This window comes from Paeniglutamicibacter sp. Y32M11, assembly GCF_019285735.1.
Classification (GTDB): domain Bacteria; phylum Actinomycetota; class Actinomycetes; order Actinomycetales; family Micrococcaceae; genus Paeniglutamicibacter.
The window spans coordinates 1,181,000-1,204,677 of the sequence record NZ_CP079107.1 but is presented as its reverse complement, the minus strand read 5'-3'; the positions used below and the strand labels follow the sequence as shown (position 1 = coordinate 1,204,677).

Genomic DNA, 23,678 nt, shown 5'->3' with positions numbered 1-23,678 from the left:
TGCGGAGCCAACACGAGGACAGACTATGGGTAGGCCCAAAGCCGACGCCCGAATTTAGACCACGTTACGCTCCACTCGAATTCCTTGTCATGCGGTACCCAACCCGCGTTTATCAGTCTGACCATGTCGTCGACCATGACCTGCCAAACCAGACTCGACGCCACCGCCGGGGCATGAGGAGAGCGGCTCCCGGAAGTCTGTTTTCCGGAAGCCGCTCATCTATGACTCTTGACAAACCTTCTTACATATCAGCCTTCCCTGACTGATCTCTTCACGCCACCAGACGCCGTCAAATTCAGCCCAAACTTCATCAGCCCAGCGGTTGACGTCTGCCTTCAGTTTTTCTCCCTCACGGAAGATCCAATTCTTTATCAAGTCCGCTTTGAGCAGTGGGGTTCCACGATCATTCAGCGTCTCAAAGATCAGTTGTGCATCATCGTGACCCGTAAGGTCAATAGCTACGAGCAACAATCTGTCTTGCAGAGTCGAGCTGAGCCCTTCCACTCGCAAAATTTCATCACCAGGTGGGAATTTTTCGTCTTCGTCCGGTTCACCTGATATCCATCGCTCAGCTTCGTTGAGAAAGAATCGATGGGCTTCAATGATTCGGTGCTCCCCGGTCCAATCTCCGCTAGAGTCCATTGCGAATTCGAACGCTTTCCGGTCAGCCTGAGATGGCCATAGTTTGAAGCGTTCCTTCTTACCTTTAAACCGCGGCGAGCCGTTGATGATCAATTCTTCGAGGGATTCGGCCAGGTCATCGTGACCCCGCGCGCTAACGACTTCGTGCACAGAATCCAGAAGGATCTGGATTGTAGTCATCCGCTGCTGACCGTCAATTACATCATGCCGAGTGACATCACCGGCTACGGGCTTTTTGGACTCGTATACTACCGCACCTAGAAAATGCTGTCCTTCGGGGTCAGCGTCTTCATCTTCGAGTTTGGCAACGACAAAACCTTCGGCAACACGAAGTACGTCGTCCCAAAGTGGCGCCCATTGATCTTCTTCGTTCCAGACGTAAGGTCGCTGAAATGCCGGGATTTCGTAGTGTTCCTTACCCTCAAAGAGTTCCCGAGGACTCCGAGTATGTGATTCCATTTCTAGGCCCCGTTCAGGCGTTCATAGAGGTGTGGTTCGGCCGCGCGCAGTTCATTTTCAATGCGCTCGGCCAGATGTTCATCATCAATGACAACGCCAAGTTCGATGTTGCCGTATTCGGCGCTCCAGCTGAAGTTTGCGCTTGTAATGACTAGGAAACGGTGATCAATTGATACAAACTTCGCGTGGTTGCGGACTGATTTTCCACCGAACTTTTTCGTTCGGAGCACAACTCCCGGCGATAGCCACGTTGCGACTTCATCAGCGCTAGGACCTCGTTCACCGGCGTTAGCTTCCGCATCGATGTAGATGCGGGCTAAGACAGCAGGTCGTTTCGCGGCGTGGTGGAGCGCCGTCCACATTCCGGAGGTCTTCTGAAAGTTGAAGGTCGAACACACTACAGATCGCCGAGCGTTATCGACCATCGAGACCAAGGACGTCGTCAAGGCACCCGATCCGAAAACGTGCCCCGGCGACGTCCACAATGTGTCCACCGCGCGTGTCGTGGACCTCGCACCTTCGATCCCCCGCAAGACCGCCGCGACGAGGCTACCTTCAAAGCGCAGACCTGCTGCACCAAGAATTCGGGAAACGTCTGGGCGCTTGGCGACGTCGATCGCTCCGACTGCCGAAGTCAGGCTTTCTCCATCCTCAAGCGCCTCGGCAACTAGGCCAGCCTCGGTCCCCGTGAGCAGGACACCGAGCTTCCGGAAGGCATCTGTCCTCGCCATAGGTCCTTCAGTTGAAGAAGCCAAGTCCCACCGACCCGGGGAGATCGACAAGAAACCTGCGGTCGAGGAAGCGGTTGGCCCGCTCACAAGAGGTCTCGGACGCCATGGCACAGGTGTGGCAAGCAGCCCCGTGCAGGAACTCTTCGGGATCCTTAGGGATCCGGTGCGCGCACACTGGGTCCGACGAGCAACGAAGAGCTCGTTCAAGTGCCCTGCTCATCACGCGTTCGAGATTGTCCCGAGCGCTCAGCTGGACCAGCCCGCCGAGCGTGCCGTCGGAGTCCGATGCTGTCGTCACGATCAGAAGTCCGGCCGCAGCAGGCCGTTCCCCTTCGGGCTTCCACGCATAGATTCGTTCGGATAGCGAGGCAGCCGAGTATCCGGCATACATAGCCATCTCACGGATAAGCACATGGGCGAGCGTGTGCATCAGCCAGTACCTAGCCGGGCGGAACCGACTCTCAGGATCAACGTCCTTCGCTGTGTCAGAGAATCGTGCGAGGAAGTTCCGTTCATGCGCAGCGCGATGGGCTTCCCACAGGTCGGTGACCTCGATCTTCGTTTCCCAGGAAGCGACAGCTTGCTCATCAAGCTGCAGGTAGATCCCTTCGCCACGATCTTCGGTGGCCACCGTCCATTTCGGCCGACCGCTTCGGCTCAAATGGACTAGACGCTGGCCGATGTCGTTGGCTCGTTCCATCTCATCGATACGAGTAAAGCCGAGGACCGCATTGACCTTGCGCAGCTTGTCAATGGCCATGACACGGGTGACGTGCTTGGCAGATAGACCGGGATGGATTCCTCCGAGTGGTGGAGACAGGACGAGACCACTTTTCTCGTCGGCCTTGTGCAACTTGCCGAGGGGATCTCGCAGCAGGAAGTTCCATTCCGGAACGAGCAGGGAGATCGGATCGAAATTGCGTCGCTGCTCGGCTAGTTCCTCCTCCGATGGCGGCGGCTCTAACAGACGGGCGATCGCGGCAGCTATATCAGTATCCGAAAGACCGACAAGGGGAGAATCCTCATCGTCCAGATACTCACGCCATTTGTCGAGGTCACTACCAAACTTTTCAAGCCGCTTGAGCCCTGCGACTCTGAGGAGCTCAGCGGCAACCGTCTCTTGGGACTCGGCGCTGACCTCCGGCATGACAACAATAGAGAGGCTGGCGGGGAACCAAAGGTTTGAGGCACCAAGCAACATGAGCTTGGTGGCGTTAGGGCAGCCATCCTTGTCGAAGAGACCGAGGTGCGGATGCCGGCCACGGCAACGCGGTAATTTGGCCGCGCCGGCTTCGCCCTGTGCTTGATTCATTGGACGTTTCAGCCCGCAAGCTCCGCACTCGATCGTGGCCGATGCACCCTTGCCCACTGATTGGTCGTGCATCGCCATGTTGGGAACTTCCGCAGCCGTGCATTTGACGCCCTCATGGACCCACCAGTCGTAGGGGAATTCGTCTAGATGCCCGTCAGGACAAGCGAGCAAATAGCGGGCAGGGACAGCCGGCATTGGTCTTTTGGATATGCGGCCCTTGCGACCGGGGCACTTATCATGCTCGAACCGTGCTTGGTCTGGCCGGTAGGGGTTGGTATTGCGGTAGGCGAATCGAGTAAGTGGGGCAAGCATGTCGCAATGGGTGCAGCGCAGCCATTGCGGAAACACGCGTGCGGGCACGCCAAGATCGTCGCCTTCCTTACTATTGGACGACGGCTTCGGTGCCCACGGGAACGGCCGTAACTCGGCAACCTGCGGTCCCAGATGGACTTTGACTGCGTCCAACAGCCGTGGAGCATGAACCGTGGGTACCGATCCTCTACGAGCCCAAATTCGTTCCCAATCATCAAGTCCAGCTGGCATGATCGTGAAGGATGGAAGGTCCATCGTGGCGCCCGGTCCATAGGTGTACAGCAAAGACGAGGGCCGCGAGGAGCCCACCTTGGCTCGATTTTTGGTCGCCGATTGAGCACCGTCAGCCTCCAAATCGCCGACCGGGTCCAAGACCCCGCCAGTTTCGAGAGGTTCATTCATCAGATTCTCCATCCTGCTTAGGAGCAGGTACCCACTCCGGTGCATCTTGGAGTTCCCAGGACATGAGATTCTCCTTCTTAGGCGTGACGAGCAGATTGATCTCCGGCTGTACCTCGCGCATCGAGTTGGCCACAGTGAACGGCGGGCTGTCTGCCATTCCAATGTTTGCTCGCTGGTTTTCCGGGGAGAGTAGCAGAGCGCTGAACTCGCCGTCCTTGCCCTCAGGAATCTTCTCGTACACCAGTTGGTGGTGTTTCTTCTGGACGAATGCACGTCGTTTGGACCATTGGTCACGTCGATTTTTCAGACGTTCCTCAACCACGTGGGCGGCTTCCTCGCCGCCAGCGATCTTGGCCCGCTCGACAATCTGATCAATCAACAGGTCGAGACGGCCTAGTGAGTCGTCGATCCGCCAAGCGCTGCGCTCATTTGAAAGCCCCTCAGCCCGGGTTGCCTCCGATACCCGTGCAGCACTGACAAGTACTCCATCGAGGGATCTGTCGATCGAGGTGTAAGAGTACGGCGTGACCGACAGCGGCTCCACTTGGGAGTAGAAGGTCTCATGATAGTGGCGAAACTGCTCGAAGTGTGCTAGGTCCCGGGGCCGCGCCCAGTTGCCCAGCGTGACCACCAACCCGGGTCTGGAGGCGTCTCGTCCCACGCGAGAGGAAGCCTGAATGTACTCGGCAGTATTCTTCGGCTGGCCGATCATCAGCATCAGCCCCAGCCTGGTCACGTCAACACCCACTTGGAGCATCGAGGTCGCCAGCACAACGTCGTACGGATCAGGCCCACGGTAGGTAAAGCGTTTGTTGGCCTCACGCGCGGCCCGGGACTCGACAGCTCGTAATTTTTTCCCTTCATTGGAGTCCCAATGTGGGTCAAAAGCCAGACCCATCTGATCAAGAGTTCCGGTGATGTCGGAGGAAGAGACTCGAGAGGTCAGCTCCGCAACATTTAGACCCGCCGGCTGAGTGCCGTATCGAGGCGGGAAATTCTTGCCCGGTCGCCGCTTCTTGATCGCTGTCTGCACGTCATCTGCAACGTAGCGGGCCATACCTGCCAATTCGCGGGTGGCGTTGAAGTAGCCCACCAAGGTCATGTAGGGGTCCGCCGAAACCGGTTTATCCGCCGCTGGCGCTTGCGCCTGATCCATAAGTATTTGGCCCGCCGACAGCAAAGTACTGGCTACCACGATCTCAGCCGAGGTCAGTCTCACGCCCGTGGTGCTGATGCCGATGTAACGGCGTCCGGGCGTTTTTGGTGTTACCGGAACTTCCGTAGAGAAGTAGGTGTCCGAGACGTCCAACACCTGGGGTGGGAAGATTGTTACGCGACGACCGTACAGCGCTTTGATCTGCTCGGCTGCGTTGCGTACCGTCGCGGTCGAGGCCACGACCAGTGGGCGGATCGAGTTCCCGGCGGCGTCCTTCCACGTTGTCAGAACGTCAACCGCGAGCTCGAACGCCCCGACCGCTGTGCCCAAGGCTCCGGTGATCAGGTGCAGTTCGTCTTGGATAATCAGGTCCGGAGGCCGCAACCTGTCCGTTGCACGCACTGAAGCGGATGGCATACCATTTCTGGCGGGGTGTTTGCCCCCGATATCAATCTTGCAGAATTTATGTTGGTCATCGTGCACGTACCCGTGCCGCTCGCACCACTTGCGTACGTACCCGAAAAGGGCCGCGGCTTCGCCTTCGCGAGCCAGACGGGCGAACTTGTCCACCGTCGCAATGACAAACGAGGGAGCCAGCCGATAGATTTCCTCGTCAACCGTCAGGACCGGAAGTCCTTCACTGCTGCCCTGTGCGCCCTCAGAGAACGGGCAGTCACCGAAGTCGTCGCCGCAGTAGACACGAATTCTTCGCTGGGCATCGTCGCCCTTGACGTTCTTGGGTTCGATCGGAGTCCCGCACCATGGGCATCGCTGCAGCTGAAGGACTGTTAGACCGTACTTGCGTCCGTCGTTGGCCTCGGCAAGTTGTTCGGCCGCCTCGTCATACCGCTTCGGCGAGACGGCGGTGCCGACCCACAGGCCAATGCGGAACGGCTCGGTCCCCCATGTTGCTTCGTCCTTACGTCTGGCAACCTCAGCTGCACACACCAGTGCAGTCGCGCGCTGGAACTGCTGGGCGGTCAGTAGGCGCAACGTATAGCGCATCAGGACCGCGACGCCGGTGTTGCCGTCGATCCGGCCGTCTGCACCGTCAATGACGCCCTGGCGACGCCGGATCCCAAACGTGAATGCGGCGAGGCCGAGATAAGCCTCGGTCTTGCCACCACCCGTTGGGAAGAACAACAGCTCGGCTTTGGCCATCGAGGAAGAACGACGCTTGAGTTCCGGATTCGTCAGAGCTTCGAGTTGCATCAACACAAACGCCAGCTGGAACGTGCGCCATGAATGTGCGCGGGGGCCTAGCTTGAGCACTTGGGCATGGGCAGCATTCAGGCTGAGTTTGGGGTGTGAGGCACGAAGTTCGGCGACTTGGGTCTGGATACGTTGGTCGGCCATGACTCGGTTCATGAATCGGAAACAGCGCAGAGCCTTCTCGTCGCCGAGTAGGAAGTCCATCCCACGTTCTAGTTGCTTTGCCACCACTCCTGCGTCCTGTATCGCTTCGGCGGCGACGTCCTGAAGGTGGTCTGGCAACGCGGTGGCAAGCGATTTCTGCCCGTCCAACCACGATTGGTATCCCTCCACGATTGGACGCAATCCAGCGCCCAGTTCCCGGACGCCCACAGTCGCGAGTTTGGTCATGTCGAGCAGCACGCCGTCGATGTCGAGTGCACTTGTCTGCGGCGTCTCGGAGACCGGCAACCAAGTGGTCCGAACCTGTGTCGCCCGACGTGCCCCTTTGGCCACAGTCCAGTCAACCGAGCAGGTTCGACCGATGCCGAATTCCAGCCGGTCCCGGTACTGCAGTTGAAGACGGGCAAGCTCCGGCTCGCTGTCCAAATGCGGATCCTCCATGGCATCGGCCACCGGGAGGAAGACGTCTTTATGGGACGCGTCGGTGGTGGCCTCAACGTAGAGCTTGGTTTGATAGAGCCAAGCGTCCACCGGGATCTGTCGAGGGGTTTCACGGTCATTGCACAGCGCGGCTTCTACAATCCGCTTACCCTCGTAGTCCATGACATCCACGCGGATGAGGATCGAATCCTCCAAAGGAAAATCTGCAGTCTCCCCCGCTTGCAAGGAACCGACGGGTACTAACACCGGGTAGGCATGCTGAGTCCGACGGAACTTACGCTTCTGCCTGCCCGACGCAGTGACCTCATCCGACTCCTCCGAACGGTAAGTACCCCATTCCGCACGGATGACGACGCTCTCAACGTCGAGACCGACCTGAAAACGCAGTCCCATTGAGGCAGGAATCATCAGTCCACGACGCAGTGGAACGTCCTCGGCGCCTTCATCGTCCGAGCCGCCTGTCTCGCTTTCTTGCACGGCTGGAACACCGCGTCCAAGATCAGATTCCCCTGCAGAAACGACATCCTCGTCAGCAGCATTCTCTGCGTCTTCGGCCAGCGTCACTCCGCCCTTGCCTATCAACTTTGCCGGCGCGATGCGGCCCACTAGGTACAAAGCGTCCGGCACTGCGTCTAAGAGTTCGTCATCCCCGTGAGCGGGGCCAAGTAGCTCGCGTTCCATGATGTCGCTCAGGTTCTCGCGATCCGTCCAGGACGATCCATCAGGAGCGTTCGTCAGTTCGTAATCCGGGAAGGGCGCCCCCTGCCGAGCGGCGGCCCCATTCTCAACTGTCATTCGTCGTCACTGTCCTTCGAACTGGAGAACGAAACTTCCTGGCTCTGGAGTGCTGCACGACGGTGGTTCTCCTCGAGGAGTCGGTCAAGTATTCGCACCCGCGCGCTAGGATCAACAGTCCATCGGAAAATTTTACGGTATTCATGAAAACTGTGCTCGAGAGGAATATCGGACCAGCCATAGGCGTTCATCACCGCGTGATCAATTCGCACCTGCATTTGCCGAAGCTCATTGATATCTTGATCGCGATCGGTCACGTCTGGGTCGTTCACAAGGTTGTATAACTTGGTAACGCCAAGTCCCCGTTCAAGCATTATTTTACGGCGCTTGACATCCAGTTCTTTGCCGATCGAATCGAGAGATTCGTTCACTTGTGGCAACGGGAACGTATCAAGCACATCCGTAGTCGAGTATCGGACGCGAAGATCCAACAAAGAACCCCACCTCAACACCCAATTCGAATGAACCGAAGATGACAAGACCGCCAGATTACTAAAAGATCTGTCCGGTATGACTACAATCGCGCTGCTCATTATTGCCCCAACTGGAATAATCATCGGCGCGGCATGGACGCTCACAGCCGAGATGCCAATAACCGCACTGGAACCGGCAAGTCGTTCGGTCAACGATGGACGAGCTTCGGAATAGATCCACCATCGGTCACGGTGAGCTTTTCGGTTACTTCTCATTCTGACCGGGTATACAAGATCACGAACGCGATCAAATGGTGCACGATATTCGCGCGCCTCAGCCAACGTTCGCGTCCCGAAACTAATTACCCACGTTTCCCCTTGGAGATCCGGATTTGAAGTCAAGTCCTTGCCATTGAGGTATCTGAATAGCACTTCTCCGTTTCTTGGATCGGTTTCAATCATGTCCCGGGCTTCTGCCTCGGATAACTGGAATCCGTCCCCACCGAGATCGTACCCTTTGAAACTCAGCCCCTTGTTCTGAGCAAGTTTGAATGGGATCCCGACCACTCGCCCACCCTCTTCAAGTGACGGAGTAATAAGGGCGACTGATTTGCCGTCCAAGACGCGTTCTTTTGCTTGGACGCTGAATCCCCCCCAAATCACTGAGTACCTTGTGGCGGCCGACTTGGCGGGCCAATCTTCGCTTCGGATAGCGCGTTGGATCTTAAATCCTGCCGCGACCAACGTGTCCAGCCCGACCTCGCGAGTGTCACCTTCTGCAATAACTTTTGCAGTCACCAGACCTAAAGTCCCCGCTTGCGTAAGTAGACGCGTGGCTCGCAGTAAGAAGAACGCAACTAGGTCGGTGTTACCTGTAATACCGCCAGCAATTTGGTTAACCAGAAATGCGCGGTGTTCAACGCCGATCACACCCGAGATCTTTTTGCCCACTAAGAATGGTGGATTTCCGATGATTGCATCGAATCCTCCCCGCTCCATGACATCGGGTACAGCCAAAGCCCAGTGCAAAGGCTTCCACCGTTCGTAGTCGGTCTCGACCGACGGGGTCAGCCCTTTGTCGATGATGCCCTTAAGCATCGCTCGATCGTCCTTCCCGTTCGGAGCGAACGCGCGATCCGCGGCGATCCGCAAGTTGACGTACTGTTCGTCAAGCTTCTTGCTCGGTTTTCCACCCTCAATCAGCCCAGCAGCGATGACGCCGTCTGCCAAATCGCTAAGCTGCGAGATCAGTCCCTGATATTCGTCCCAGATCCTTCGTTTGGTTTTGGTCGAGCGTGCAGGATCGTTCTCGTCGACGACGTTGGCCAAGCCTTGACGCAGTCTGACAGCCTTCTGGACCACCGTTTGGACGTCAATCACGTGAAGGCCTTGTGCTTCTGAGCCTTCTCCAAAGAGCGTGCCCGAAGAGTAGTGGGTTCCCCCTTTAAGCGTTTTCACCCGAGAAGGATCAATATGCCCAGCCTCGAGTTGGCGAAGGTCAGTGATGCCAAGCAGGGAATTCCCGTGAAGCACTTTGTCATCAACGAAGGAGAACGGAACCCTCGGATCCAGAGACACAAGCCAGAGGGAGATTTTGCACATCTCCACCGCCATGCCATTGATGTCAGCGCCGTAGAGGCAATGAGCAACGACCTGCCGCCTAGCCTTTATCTCGAGCTCGTGTGGGGAACCAGTGATGCCTTCGGCATGCCAAGCATTAATAACCTTCTCCGCCAGATACTCGGCGGCAGCCACAAGGAAAGCCCCTGATCCACAAGCAATGTCGGCAATCTTGAGATCGAGGATTTCATTGGAGTCAAGCAGCTTCCACTGCGATTCGTCGGCAGTCTGGTGCGGACCGGGTTGGAATACCAGCGGTTCGAGTGCATAGCGTACGACTTCCTGGGCCAGCGACTTCGGTGTGTAGTGTGCTCCGGAGTTTGCTCGTGAAGGGGTCTCAACGACTGCGAGTCCGCCTGGCTGGATGACTACAGGCCATTCACGCAGATCGCGGCGAATAATGCCTAGGAACGGTCGTAGTCTTGCCAGCAGCGCGTCATCACGTGTCACAGATAAAAGGGCACGTTCCCCGTCCTCAACCGTTGCATCCAGCAATTTCGGCAAGGCAGCAGCCGACAGCGTCGTGGCCGCCGGCTGCTTCTTCTTGACCCACGCGATGACCGAGGCCACGAACTCTGCAGGGACTGGGTTCGCCTCGACGAGTTCCTCTAGTACCCGAAGCGGTATTTCCGGTTCTTCTCCGTCCTTACCGACGAGCCCGACCGTTACCTCGTCTACGTCCTTGGCTGTGTACCCCAGCAAGCCTTCATAGATATAGCCGATCTGCTCGACGTCGATGTCACGGAAGGACACTCTTCGACGCTCTGCCGATTTGCCCGTACCAATGACTGCGTACTGTACAGCTCGCAAGACTTCGAGCATGACACGGTCGTTGACTGCAATTGCCAAGGCACCACGCTCGTCAATACCAGTGAGGAAGAGGAAGCGTTCCGGATCGAAGAGCGATCCGCCGTAAGCGGGCAGTCGAACGTCCTCAGAAGTTACTCCTCCATACAGCGCCTTGGACGTTGCAAGCAGACGATGCCAGGTGTAGTGCGTTGCGTCAAGGGCTTCAGGGCCTTCATCGCGTATGCGTTTGTCCAGGTCATCCAGCAGACCGCTTACACCGTAGGCCTCAGTAAACAGTGGCGACTGGGGCATCATCGAGCGTTCTTCGGCAAATAGCAAGAACACCACACGCATCATCGCGGTAACTGCGCCCTCGTAGACCAGCACGCGGTCAGCCGGCAGCGGGTCGGGCCATCCGGCTTCTCGCGCTTCGAACGCTTCCTCGGAGAAGGCTGTGACCAAGAGCTCGACAGCGCGACGTACCTGGGTACCCAGGGCGACGGTGATGTCTTCCGCTGCAGTGATCGACTCGCGGAACAATTCCGGCAGCCGATCGCTTTCACTGCCGCCAGCCAGACGCTGGGGCGAGATGAGCTCAAGGAAGGCATCACGGACGTCCGACTCTTCGATCCACGTCTGTGCGTCGACAATGCCGGAGGCAGTCATGACTCCGTCCTGGGCACAGATGATTGCCCACCAACGTCCGTCGGTGACCACACCGACTTTTTGCTCGGACTTGCGCAGGAGCGCGTCCATCCGGTCGATGGGGCTTGCGGTCCAGGCGTCATTGAGTGGATCCCGCAGCGAATCGACAGGATCGAAGACCATCACCAATGCGGAAGCGACACCCTCGCGAACGAATTTTCCGGCTGCCTTAGCACCGATCATGTGTTTTGCGGATGCCCCTCGAGGTCGACTCCCACCGAGCTCTTCGTCGTCCCAAACCAAGTGCGCGTCCCAGCGGGCGACGTCACGCAGCACGGCATCGATCCACTTGTTTCTGGCACCACGATACGACTCAACAGCGGCATCGTCGTCCGTAGGGCCCTTGCTCCAGTCATCCCAAGCGCGATCAAAGTTTGGCTTAGCGTCCCGCAATGCAGCCTTCGCACTCGCTCCCAACTGGGGCATTCCTTGGGGCCACACGCGCTTGATCGCAGGAATTGCAACGAACGGGCCGTCACGGTCGACGAGTTCGAGCCAGTCCCGGTGCTCTCTGGTGCGTCGCTGGGTACCGTGTGACTTCATGACAGTTCTCCCTGCTTGGCGTCCTGTTCGGTCAGCGCGAACACCACGGCCGCAGCTGAAACGAAGGGACGGATGTCGGTGTAACGCTCCGTGATCGCAGCAATTTCGCGCGCCTCTTCTTCGGCGAGATTGGCCAGACGATTCTCCATCGACCGGATATCCAAGCGGTACTGCTCGGCCTGCCGGGGGTCGAAGTCGAACAGCATCCCCTCAAGCTCGTGTTGGTTCTCCCGCCGATCACGCAGGGATTCCTGCAGGTTGCGGCGGAAGTTGGCAAAGATCTGCGTGGCACGTTCGATATCTGCATTCCTGCGCTTCTCCAGATCGGCGGTGACCGACTCCTGCTGCTTAGTCGCGCGTTTGCGCATCTCCGTTTCTAGACGGGAACGCAGTCGACCATTCTCAGCATTCCATTCTTGAGCCAAACTGGATCGAATAGTTTCATCTGCCAGAGTGAGATCCGAGGTATCGAGAGTCTGTTCGAGCAAGGCTTCGGCCTTTGACTCAGCCAGTCGCTGACCCTTGACACGGATGCCGGTCACGAAGATTTCCTCATGCAGGCGTAGTCCACCTCGCCCAACTAGAACCAGACGGGAGATCGCCGCGACGCAAGACTGTTCGATGCCCGGTACGACCACTGCGGTCACCCGATTGATTGAGGACTCGGCACTGAACAGCGACGCGCGCAAGATGCGGGCTGATTTCTGCATCAGACCATGCCCGAGGTGCACGTGGACAACGTCCTCGAATCCGCCTTGAAGCACGGAATCATCGAAGGTGATGGGCCGGTACGCCCCCGGGTGAAGGCGGGTGTCCAGGCCCTTGACAGCGTCTTGCCATGACCGGCCCAGTACCGGAACGCGGAACACCTCGGCATCAAAGTCCTGCGAGCCTTCCTCGAGAAGGATTGGCTGGTTGGTCAAGGCGAGTGCGGTGTCAATGACGCGGCGTGAATTGAACGGAGTCAGGTGCATCCGGCCTTTTTGCACGTCGTAGGTATTCGCGAGCTCCGTAAGTGCCCGGTTGATCTCCTGGTCGCCGGCCAGAGCTTTGTTGATGATGGCGTTGCCTTCATCCTTGAGCACCTGGGAGTGCTTGGCGACCTTGATCCGACCGAAGTGGTTCTGTATGTCGGCGTCAATCACCGGATTCACCGAGCCCAAGTCGTCGGCGACTGTTGCGACCTTTTCCGCGATACGGCGCATGAAGTCCATGTCCGCCCCGTAGGTTCCGGCCGACTTTTCGGGCAGGAACTGATACACCTTGGGAGTCTCGGTCTGCCCGTATCTGTCGATACGGCCGATGCGTTGTTCCAGTCGCGATGGGTTGAAGGGGACGTCGAAGTTGACCAAACGGTGGCAGTACGACTGAAGGTCAATGCCCTCGCCGGCGGCGTCGGTGGCTACCAGTACGCGGATGGGTTCGCGGCTGGGGTCGGCGTTGAAGCGTGCACGGGTCAGTTCGCGGTCGTCGGTTCCGATCGAGCCCTCGATCGTGGCCAGACGCGTCTCGTCGTAGCCACGCTGGCGCAGGTTCTCGACGATCCAGTTCAGAGTGTCGGCGTACTCGGTGAAGATGACCACGCGTTCGTTGGTCCAAGTCTTGCCGTCAGGCCTGCAAATCGCGTTAAGCCATTCGATCAATGCCTTCAACCGGGAGTCAGGCTTGGACTGGTAGCCGAGACCCCAGTCCACGAGCCGTCCAATCTGCTCCGGTGTGGCCGTCACGAGCGGGTCCGTCGATTTGGACCGGCGCAGCGCGTCGAACTCCGGGTGTTCGGCTCCGCCCTCCTCCTCATCCGATTGGTCAGAGCCCAGGACCTCGGCGTAGTATTCGTCCTCGTCGTCCCACTCCCCCCGAGCCGCAGCGGCGGTCGCGCGGTAGCCAGCCAACGTGGACCCGAATGCGTATGGACTGGACAGGAAGCGCTTCTTCAGCAGCATCGAAACGATATCGCCAGAACGCTTCTGTCCATTCGCCCGGGCGCTCGCTTCCAAGATGCCGTCAAGTGTCTCAAACGAATCTTGTTCGTCCTTGCTCGGAGCGAAGTGGATTGTCTCGAGCCGGCGCGCCTTGAAGCCCTTCTCCTTGATGTCCCGCTTGAGCCGGCGCACCGTCACATCCTTCAGCGCTGCGGGGTCGACCGTGGCTCCCCGGGAGAAGCGGCGGTTATCGATCATCTCCAGCAGCGCTGTGAAGGATTCGGAGTGCCCGTTGTGCGGTGTCGCAGAAAGGAACAGCCGGTGCTCACAGACCTTTGCAAGGTCACGCACGGCAATCGTGCGCTGGGAGTCCACTGCGTATCCCCGAGCGCCACCGACTGACGACGGGCTCGATGGAGCAACGTGGTGGGCTTCGTCGACCACGAGCAGGTCGAACGCGTATCGGCGAGCACTGTTAACTTTGCCGGCCTCGGAATAGACGTCCCGCAATAGCCGCTGCGCGCGGAGCCCCGGCAACCAGGCCATCGACACGATCACGCGTGGAAAGAGTCGAAGTGGATTGGCATTCAGGCCATGAGTACGACGTACCTCGGCCATTACCTCAGAGTTGACGATGACGAAGTCAAGACCAAATTTCTCTCGCATCTCGTCCTGCCATTTCAGCGACAGGCTCGGCGGGCACACGATGACGACAGAACGGGCCCGGTGCCGAAGCAACAGTTCCTGGACAACAAGGCCAGCTTCGATCGTCTTGCCCAGCCCGACGTCATCTGCCAGTAGCAAGTTGGTGCGTGGTGCTTGCAGAGCTCGACGCAACGGTTCGAGCTGATAGGCCTCGACGTTCGCTCCAGAGCGGAATGGTGCCTGGAATGCGCCCTCGTTTGCAGAAGTCACTGCGCCCCAGCGAACGGCGTCGACAAATGCGGCCAGACGGTTCGGGTCATCGAACCCCTCCGGGGTGATTACCTCCGGCAGGCCCTGGTCCGGGGCGACCGAGTGACCAACCTCCAGCTCCCAGATGATGTTGAGCTCCTCGCCCATCCTGTCTTCGGCCAAGGATTGCAGCGAGATGACGTGGTTGAGCTGAGGAACCCCGTCGTCAGCCGAGCTGCGCGGAAGACCCTGTTCGCGGACATCCGCGACGGCCCAGGTCGCGCCCCGCGCCTCGACGATGTCCCCCGGCTTCGGAAGACGTGGCATTGCATCCAGCTGGGCGGTCATCAGTTCAGCTCCCCTGCTGCCGAGTCCGCAAGACCCATAAAGCACGCATCTGTGTCCTGTACACGGGGTACATGACCCGATGCAACGTTCAGTTCACTAGCAGTAGGAACAGAAACCGTAACCACTTATACTCCCCATGTCATCAAAGCCAACGGAAAACAACACTCCATTGCTAAATCTAGCGTAAGAAAAGGTTGAGCCTAAAAGAATTCGAAACAGCTGTTACGACACGCCTATTCGGCATCGCGGCGCAACGGACTGACGACGCGTCAGAGCTGCCCGTCGCGTGCTTTAGAAAAGAACTTCGCCGTCGTCCCCCACGGTGGACACCACACCAGCATAGAAATCGCCAGATTCTTCCGCGTCGCATGGAGTATGCGATATACCGGTAATTCAATGCAACCTGCCAAGTGAGGTTAAGTCGTGACCGAGTTTCAAGTTTCTGATCGGCTACCTAATTAGTCGGATCGTAGATTGACTCCCATACCCTGTGGCATAGAGCTTTCGGGGAAGATGCAAAACCTTTGCACAAATGGCCAATGCCGAATGCGGCAAAGACCTCCCCCTGGGACAAATTATCGGACATATGACCCCGGATCGCCTTTGCAAGTGTTCACAATGGAGCCGGTTTGGTCCTTTAGATCTTGCCTTTAAACCACCCCTGATTCAGGCGGCACGACCTGGCGGCGCTTGATTTTCGGCGGCGGGACCCTGTCGCCGAGGTCCTGATCCCCAGGAGACTCGGCTAAGCAGTAAACCCGGGGGGAATACGCCGACCGAGCATCATTCTTGTAGATCACTGCGATTGGTTTTGGCTGTGCGTATCCCGGACGGTCCAGAACTCGGAGGAATCTGTGGACAGGACAAATCTTTTCTAGTCGCCGAAATCAGCCGATCGAACTTCGTGGTCCCGGTCCAGCACCGTTGGATCCGCTTCCTGATAGCCAGGACGTATCCCATGCAAGCCTATGGCAACGGACAAATCACGGAGCTAACTAGGAACAATCCATGTGGCAGGCACGAGAGATAGAGCCGATCTGAGTATGGCAGGATGTTGCCTATGGACTCAGGTAATCTTCCCAGGCCACGACCAGGATCGAACCCATTCGCAACAATACCGAGGCCAGGTACTCCGCGGCCGGCCTTCCGGAGTCAGCGACGGCAGCCCAAACCCGGAACTGTGAGTACGACACGGTCCGCCTCTGAGCAGCCAGGAAACTCGTTTAAGTACCTCTATTCCCGGCTCAGCGAGGGTGCCTTTCAGCAGTTGTGCGGCGCACTGCTCCGCCTGCGGTACGACCCTGTCCAATGCTTCCCAGTGGGGATGGCTGACGGCGGCATCGATGCCATCACTAATGGCAGCATTATTTATCAAGTCAAGTGGTCAAGCAAAATGCAGCAGAATCCCCACACTTGGTTGAAGGCCACCATCGAGGCGGAGCGGACAAAGATCCAAAAACTGGTGCGCGAAAAAGGGATCTCCCGCTACATTCTAATGACTTCCGTGGCCGGAACAACTACTTCCAAAGACACCGGAAGTATGCAGAAACTGCAAATCTTCCTCGACGAATTCGGCCGAGAAATTGGCATACCTGTTGAATGCTGGTGGCAGGCTGACATCGACGCCGAAGTTGATGCAGCCCCAGACTCTATCAAGTGGTCCTATCAAGAGATGCTCGCGGGATCAGAAGCCATTCGTTATCTTATATTTGGTGCCCTCGCTCAGGGTACCGCGCATGAGATGCGGGAGACGATCCTCAAGGTCATTGCTTCCCAGTGGGGCGATGACTCCAAGATTAAGTTTTCACAACTCGACATGGACCGGGTGGACATTTCGGAGCTCTTCATAGATGTCAAGGCGCGACGAATACAGCAGCCGGGGTCTTCAAAGGAGCGCTTCTACACCGATCATGAAAGCATCAGTGACAGCACAGGCGCTGTTGGCTACATGCTAAATTCATTGTTCCCCTTGACTTACCTTCTTGGCGTTCCGGGGCAGGGGAAGTCCACTTTGGGCCAATATCTCTGTCAAATCCACCGGGCGTCAATTACGCCTGACCTAGCAATAAGAGCCACTGAATTGCCGACGGCGAATGACCCCAAACTGCCTCTTCGTGTAGATCTCAGTGACTACGCGCTATGGCTTTCGGGACGGGACCCGTTTGGCGATGAGGACACCAACATTAAACTTCGTAACCGACGCAAGGACCAGCGTTCCATAGAACTGTTCCTCGTGTCCCTGTGCACATTCCACAGTGGCGGGCGACATGTGACGGTGGAACAACTACAGAGCCTCTTGGACAGGTACCCAAGTCTGTTGGTACTCGATGGGTTGGACGAAGTCGCCGATTTGCGGCTTCGCAAGATCGTCGTGGACGAAATCAATCGATTCTCTTTAAGGATGGGCCAATCCGAGGCAAAACGAAGATTCCAAATCTTGGTTACTGCTCGGCCCAACGCATCGAGTTTGCCGGAGCCAGATACGGATATATTCCAAACCCTTGAGCTATGCCCGCTGGACGTGCAGCTGCAGCGCGAATTTGTATCCCGCTGGGCCAATCTAAACGGCGTCCGCGGGATGGCCCGAAAGAAATTGAGGCGCACCTTCGAGGAACGGACGACGTACGATCACGTCGCCCAGCTTGCTGACAATCCGATGCAGCTGACAATCCTGCTTTTCCTGATCAGCAGAAAAGGCGATGCCGTGCCTATCAGCAGAACTCCGCTCTACACGGACTACATGGAAACTTTCATGGACAGAGAGGTAAATAAGCAGCAGATTCACCGAGATCATGTTCCGCACGTCATCGAAGTAACGTCCTTCTTGGGATGGCATATGCAGTCTGGAGTGGAGAGTCAACGCGGGGCTGACCACATGACACTTCAAGCCATTCAAGACACGCTCTTTCTATATTTCCGCCGGACAGATGGACCTGTTGACCGGGCTGCAGAACTCTTTCAGGCCGTCACGGACCGCTTTTGGGCGCTCACTAGCAAATCCGAGGGGACATTCGAGTTTGCAGTACAGCCTGTCCGCGAATACTTTGCGGCGAAGTTCCTTGCCGAGTGGGCCGGGCAGGACCGTCGGGATCCATTGCCAAAATCCGATGTCCTGAAGCAACTCGTGAAGCGTAATTACTGGCTAAATACAGCAAGGTTTTACGCGGGCTTTGCCAACCCTAACGAGCTTGCAAGCCTTAGGTACGGGCTGGACGAGGCACTGGAAGACAGACTGCATCCATTGCAAGAACGTGTAGCTGTATGGACCATACTCAGCGACGGTATCTTCACCAATAAAACAGCGGTTCAGCGAGACGTTGCAAAACTACTGGCCGACGATCTAACAGTCCGGCTGGCGACCATGGCGCATGTAAGCGGGACGACCAACTTTCCGCGACTAGGCGAATCATCTGGAGGCGAGGAGTTGAAGCGAGCACTACTGGATGACATTGACAAGGCACCCGAATATGTTGGTTCTCTTGCCCGAGTCACCATGCTGCGTCATCACTCCCTGATCAGCTCCAAGGACTTCTCAGCGTGGTGGGAACCAAAGGCTGTTGCTGCTATGGGTACCCCACTAGAGCCAGCTTGGCTGGCCCTCGGAGGCAGGTTTGGAGTACCAAAGCTTGCTCCTCCCGTCACGGAGAGACTTCTACTTGTCAATGCAGAGTCCTGCCGAGCGGCCTTATGGGCGGGCGCGTCGCCAGCCTGGGGAGCAGCCCAAGACGTCCGGCTCCTCCAGTCCGTCCTCGATGGATGGTGCTCTGAAGTAGAGACGCTGAGCTCAAGCCACGCGGGCAATCTACTACGGAGCATGCGACCGTTCTGGTTCATCCGACTGGCTGAAGCAGGTCGTGAGGGGCAAGCCGTGGCCTCTGGCCACTTTTGGACAGAACAACCGGAGCGTTCCTCACGGCCAGATGCCTTCAAGGCCCTCGTGGCGGAGGATGGACGATACAAACGCCTCCAACAGGCGGCGAGGGCACAAGCGAAGGGCCAAAAGGGCACGACGGAGCCCTGGCAGAACGCAGCACGAGAACTGGCGCGGATACACGGGCCATGTTGGTTGGCTGCAGATATAGCGATCATTGGGGCTGCAACGCAGAACACGAGGCCCGAGGGATCGATGAGTCAAAACGGGGAGCCGTTCGGCCCAGCTACAGACTACGGCACACTCGTTATGGCTCTCCGCAAGGGACAAACTTCAGAATGGTGGCAGAACACCTTTGATATGTACCAAGATTCCCTTTCGAGGAGGACTTGGGCTTTTGCCCTCCTGGCGACGGCGCGTGAAGACATTGTGCTCGAACACATGGCTAATGTAGCGGAGGTCCTGGATGCAGCATCAGACGATGATTTTTATTCGTTGGCCATGTCGACAAGCCGACTCGGGGCAACAGCTATCCCTCGACGGATGGGAAACGATGCTTTGGGCGCCGCTGCCCGGTACTCGAATCGACTGGCACTAGTCGTTTCGCATTTCACAGCTGACCACGACGTCCGTGATCCGCTTGCGCCGTTGACAGACGAACAGCTCCTAGGCATGTCGACATCAGCACCTCACCATTGGAGCGTTGCCATTGCCGTCACGGATCGTTTGCTTCATGTTTACGACGAGAACTTGCTGGACGCACTGTCCAATTTGGGGCCGGAATGTCTAGTAGAAATCGGGTATGTCGCATCGCCTATGGAAGCGCGAGTTACTGACCGTATCCTGCAGAATCCCGCCTTATTCCCGAGCGCTTGGGTACGCGCAGCAGAAGGATGGCACTCCTCATCAAACCGAGAATCCTCATTAGCAAACGAAGCTGCGGACAAAGACTGGGTGCCAAACGTCCCGCGGATATAGTTCGGGCGCTTCGACAACGATACCGAAGGTTGACAAGTCCGAAGCCACACAGATGACTATGTTCTGGTGGTTTCAGTGGTGGTAGATGGTCAGGATTACATGCAGGAAATGACACTACATGGATGCAAAAATCGTCGATCCCTCACGTCCCCCGAGCGGAATGGAACGAAAATCCTTCGCTTTCCGGCTCCGTAGACTGCAGGGGAGCTACTGTAAGATCGTACGGGATGCGGCAGTCAAGCTCCTTTCCAAGGAAAGTGGTAGAGGGCCTTTGAAAGGGCACAGCTTTCGTGTGCGGCATGCTTTTAGCTACCAAGAGAATGCCCCGATGAGTGAATACTCGGATCGAACAGTGCCTCCCCGCAGTATCCGTCCACCAGCCACCCGCAAATCGTCGAGTCAGGGTTCGACGCGCAGGCTATATTTGCTGGCCCTCGCAATAACCTAGATTGAGAAGAAATCCGTCGGCCTGGCTGGTCCCCTGCCGATCGTCGGGCAAACTACCCGTCTGGGGCGGACCGATATAGTCGCCACAAATACGGAGGGCTATATGGGATCGGTAGACATCGATTCCAAGGACAAGAGAGCCAGATCGGTTCGCTGAAGCCTAAATACCCTTGAAGAAGCAAAACTTTTGGCATTCGCGGAACCAACCGGCAAACGCGGAAGCTTTGATTAGTACTATCGCTTCGACGAAGCAGGCGGGCAAGGCGGGACCGTGGAACCATACAGGGTCCCAAAGATTGGTGATTCGGTACTGAAGCTCCCCGCTGGCTTAGTTCTGAAGTCCTGGATCCAGGTGCTGGAAAACTCTGAGATAGCCCTCCTACTGATGATTGCCGGCAGGTAGGGTAGTTTGCCCGGACCGCTCGTTGCTATTCCATCCGATGCAAGACTCCTTTATTGCGGCATCGCCCGCGATCCCTACATGCTGGCCCGAAAACAGATGGAATCGTTCGGACTGATCGAGACCACCGAAATGTAAGGCCACTTAGTTGGCCGCGCAGAAGGTGAGGGTGGCTACTTCTTGCAAAGGTTAAGCATCAGTGAAGAAGGCTTCGAAGAAGACGCCCTGGAGAAGGAAATTACTGCGCATAAACGTCAACTGAATACAAAGTAGGTGAATAAGGAGAAGATTTGCCACGCGTTCATGGCGCTCTGTTTCGCAAAGGTTCCTCACAAGAGGGGCATCTTCCGTTAGCTGGCTGATGACCAGCCCTGTACGGTTTCTTTGTGAACAATCGGAATGAAGAACAAGCAGGCAAAGAGAGAATTCTTCATGGATGGATGGCGGGGCTTCTCGTAGCAGGAGTGCTTTTCACGGCGAGCCCATTCTTCGTGGGAACCCTTGCTCCCATACTTGGCACCGATGATCTGGGGATATGGCGATCGATTCTTACGAATTTCGGCACGACCCTCATGATGGCGGGCCTCTTGCTTGTGGTTGAGCCGAAAGTTCGTAGAGCTGTAAGTAAGGTCGTGAGCAATGCAGCCGAATCGATGACAACCTCAATGCGACAAGATCTTCTCAAGGATGTCCAGGGGGACATCGAAGAGAGATTCGTTTCCCTAAAAGAGAGAATCGAATCAGCCTTGGAAGACGGACTAACCAGCCAAGACATGAAGATAGCTGACTTCGCCGACGACGACTCATACGAAAGTGCTCGAAGTGCGGTGGGCGCAGCTGCGGAATATATGAGCCTGCACAACAACGAGATCATTGTCCAAGCTACCGACCACCCAGGTGAACTATGTATCGGGCTGAGGCTGGCTATTCCGGAAGAACTTCAAATCAGTGAATACTCCGGCAGACAAGAAGTCGACCCAGAAGACAAGATCCTTGAACTCGTTGGGTACACCGCTGACACTCCAGGGTTCTCCGCAGTCGAATGGGAAAACACTGAAAACTTCGAAAATGTTATCACCAAATTGGTAGGGGATCTTGAACGCAGACGTGCATGGGGACGAGCGACTCTCGTTGAATGGGATGCCGTTCACAGACGTTTGGTCGACGGTTTGGCAGTCGCCGCGAAATCAACCAGAAAACAGCCGGGCAGCCTTCAATTGAAGGGACGCCTCGCCGAAATCATTGGGACAGAAACCCTCTGGTATCTGACTGACCAATCCATCGAGTGCCCCAGTCAAGACTTCGTACTTCCCAAAAGCAAGTTCCCGCCAGCCAGTTTTCCGGGCAACAACTCACTCACTCCAGTCATAGAACAGCCTGAATGGGCAGATTCACAGACATGGGACTATGTGATCCAACGTGGGCGACAAGAATTTACTTTTCGCCTTTACTAGGACGACGGATGGGGCGACAGAACGTTTTGAAAATTTTGGAAAACTTCTCGTTTGCTCCGGCGTAGGCAAGGAGCCGTCGCCTATCAAGTACAGGGCTTTTATGCTGAAACATTTTCATCACCTAGGGATAGGTAGCGGTAAATTATAGATCTGCTAACGCCAAGAATCTTGCCAATATCGGCGGGCTTGATCCCCTGAGCCTTGAGCTCATGGAAATGCTTCACCTTGCCATGCTCCGCAGTGATCCGTCTCCTTCCCGCTCCATCTGTCATTCTTCGATGCTGCCTTGATAGCTGACGCCCGCACATTCGAAGCCGGGTGGTGTGCTGCGCTCCGACGCTCTTCTCGGAATCGAAGGATTACAAGTCCTTCCGATACCTGTAGCATCCGTTATCTTTGATCGAGGTAGTTACGATCACGACGACCATAGGGTGCACCATGTCGAATGGAAGCAATCTAATGCGCGAACTATTTCTAAATGGCACTTGATGAGTCGTGAACAACCGTATCGACGAGTCAAATACTGATGGTTTGTAGAGGCCGCCAGGACCTGAACAGCAGTTCTGCCGAAAAGCATCGACGTCCTGATGCTGAAGATGCGGTCTGCCCCTCATCTGACCGGTCCAGAGCAGTTTCTTTTGGCTAGCCTGACCGAAATCAAGTCGGGAACAGAAAGGACTTGCGTGATTTTTTGGATGGCATAGCAGGCGATGAGGGAACAGTCTGAAGCGTCCGGGGAATCAGACCACTGCCTTTTTGCTACGGTTACACTTGCGGTTCATTCCCTGCCGAGGCTGAGCTCCTTTTAGACCATCGCCCGGCTGATCCCTTCTCATCCTCCCCGATACTGGGTGATCCTTGTCGCCGACGGCCAGCGACGCTCACGCCTTTCGGGGATCTTCGAGAACCGCGGCGAGGCGGCCGCGGAACGAAACGAAGCGTGCCGGTTCTTCGACCTGCGCCCGACAGAATTCCTTGCACCCCTGCATGACCGGCTCGTGATCGAATGGGACAACCCACGCAGTTGGCATCGAAGTGGCACCTCTGCCAGTGCCGCACGCATGCCCGTGCTGGAGATCGCCGACCGGGACAAGGTGCCCTTTCCCGGTTTCGACGGAGTGCTGCTCCCCTACCATCAGCTTCGCGACATAGTGGATGGTCCACGCTATGCCGACTGGCGTGCTGCACTGTCCGAAGTCCAAGGGATCTACCTCATTACGGATTCCAGCAACGGCAAGCAGTACGTCGGCAAGGCCGACGGCACCGAGCGCATCCTCGGTCGTTGGACCGTCTATGCGCGCGACGGCCACGGCGGTAACGTCGCCCTCCGCGAGCTTGCCCACCACAGCGCGGCTGGGACCAAGACAGACCATGCACGGCACTTTGTTTTCAGCCTCCTGCGCGTGTTCGGGCCCAGCACTCCCTCCTCAGAGGTGGATGCTGCCGAAGCCCACTACAAGGAAGCACTGATGACACGCAGCTTCGGCCTGAACAGGAACTAAGCAAGCAGCCGAACCGGCACAGTCACCTCATGATTTGCGAGCGGCTTGATCAAATGCGCAGGGCCAGCAGACGCACAGAATATGAATTGCTCACCATTTCATGCCCGCGTCTTTGAGAATCCGCGAGTCAAAAAGACTTCAAGGCGGGTTCCCTTCCGCGGGAGTAAG

Annotated in this window: 9 protein-coding genes; 3 read left to right on the top strand and 6 right to left on the bottom strand. The window is 57.0% G+C overall.

The features are described from left to right. Positions 1 to 219: 219 nt before the first annotated feature. From KUF55_RS05230 to drmD, 6 genes are read right to left on the bottom strand one after another with little or no spacing between them, the layout of a single operon-like run. Complete coding sequence (locus KUF55_RS05230; RefSeq protein ID WP_218818202.1) at positions 220 to 1,101, bottom strand: DUF262 domain-containing protein; 882 nt, start codon at positions 1,099 to 1,101, stop codon at positions 220 to 222. A gap of 2 nt (positions 1,102 to 1,103) precedes the next feature. Then, positions 1,104 to 1,832 carry a DISARM system phospholipase D-like protein DrmC gene (drmC, locus tag KUF55_RS05225; RefSeq protein WP_218818201.1) on the bottom strand — a complete coding sequence of 243 codons (729 nt, stop codon included), beginning with the start codon at positions 1,830 to 1,832 and terminating at the stop codon, positions 1,104 to 1,106. A 7-nt stretch (positions 1,833 to 1,839) separates the two neighbouring features. Then, positions 1,840 to 3,858, bottom strand: coding sequence for a DUF1998 domain-containing protein (drmB, locus tag KUF55_RS05220; RefSeq protein ID WP_218818200.1), 2,019 nt, complete (start codon positions 3,856 to 3,858; stop codon positions 1,840 to 1,842). Further along, complete coding sequence (drmA, locus tag KUF55_RS05215) at positions 3,851 to 7,624, bottom strand: DISARM system helicase DrmA (RefSeq protein ID WP_218818199.1); 3,774 nt, start codon at positions 7,622 to 7,624, stop codon at positions 3,851 to 3,853. Before drmA ends, drmB begins: the two co-directional genes overlap by 8 nt. After that, on the bottom strand, positions 7,621 to 11,694 hold the full coding sequence (locus KUF55_RS05210) for a type IIL restriction-modification enzyme MmeI (protein ID WP_218818198.1): 4,074 nt from the start codon (positions 11,692 to 11,694) through the stop codon (positions 7,621 to 7,623). Before KUF55_RS05210 ends, drmA begins: the two co-directional genes overlap by 4 nt. Next, the gene (gene drmD, locus KUF55_RS05205) at positions 11,691 to 14,858 is read right to left on the bottom strand and encodes a DISARM system SNF2-like helicase DrmD (protein WP_218818197.1); all 3,168 of its coding nucleotides are present in this window, start codon (positions 14,856 to 14,858) and stop codon (positions 11,691 to 11,693) included. The genes KUF55_RS05210 and drmD overlap by 4 nt, the downstream gene beginning before the upstream one ends. A 1,318-nt stretch (positions 14,859 to 16,176) precedes the next feature. On the opposite strand from drmD, the gene KUF55_RS05200 reads away from it, so the two are divergent. The 3 genes from KUF55_RS05200 (at position 16,177) to KUF55_RS05190 (ending at position 23,510) form a co-directional block, all read left to right on the top strand. Then, entirely contained in the window at positions 16,177 to 19,707 is a 3,531-nt protein-coding gene (locus KUF55_RS05200) for an NACHT domain-containing NTPase (RefSeq protein WP_218818196.1), read from the top strand. Positions 19,708 to 20,940: 1,233 nt separating this feature from the next. Then, entirely contained in the window at positions 20,941 to 22,008 is a 1,068-nt protein-coding gene (locus tag KUF55_RS05195) for a hypothetical protein (RefSeq protein WP_218818195.1), read from the top strand. 851 nt (positions 22,009 to 22,859) lie between these two features. Then, on the top strand, positions 22,860 to 23,510 hold the full coding sequence (locus KUF55_RS05190) for a GIY-YIG nuclease family protein (RefSeq protein ID WP_218818194.1): 651 nt from the start codon (positions 22,860 to 22,862) through the stop codon (positions 23,508 to 23,510). Positions 23,511 to 23,678 lie beyond the last annotated feature (168 nt).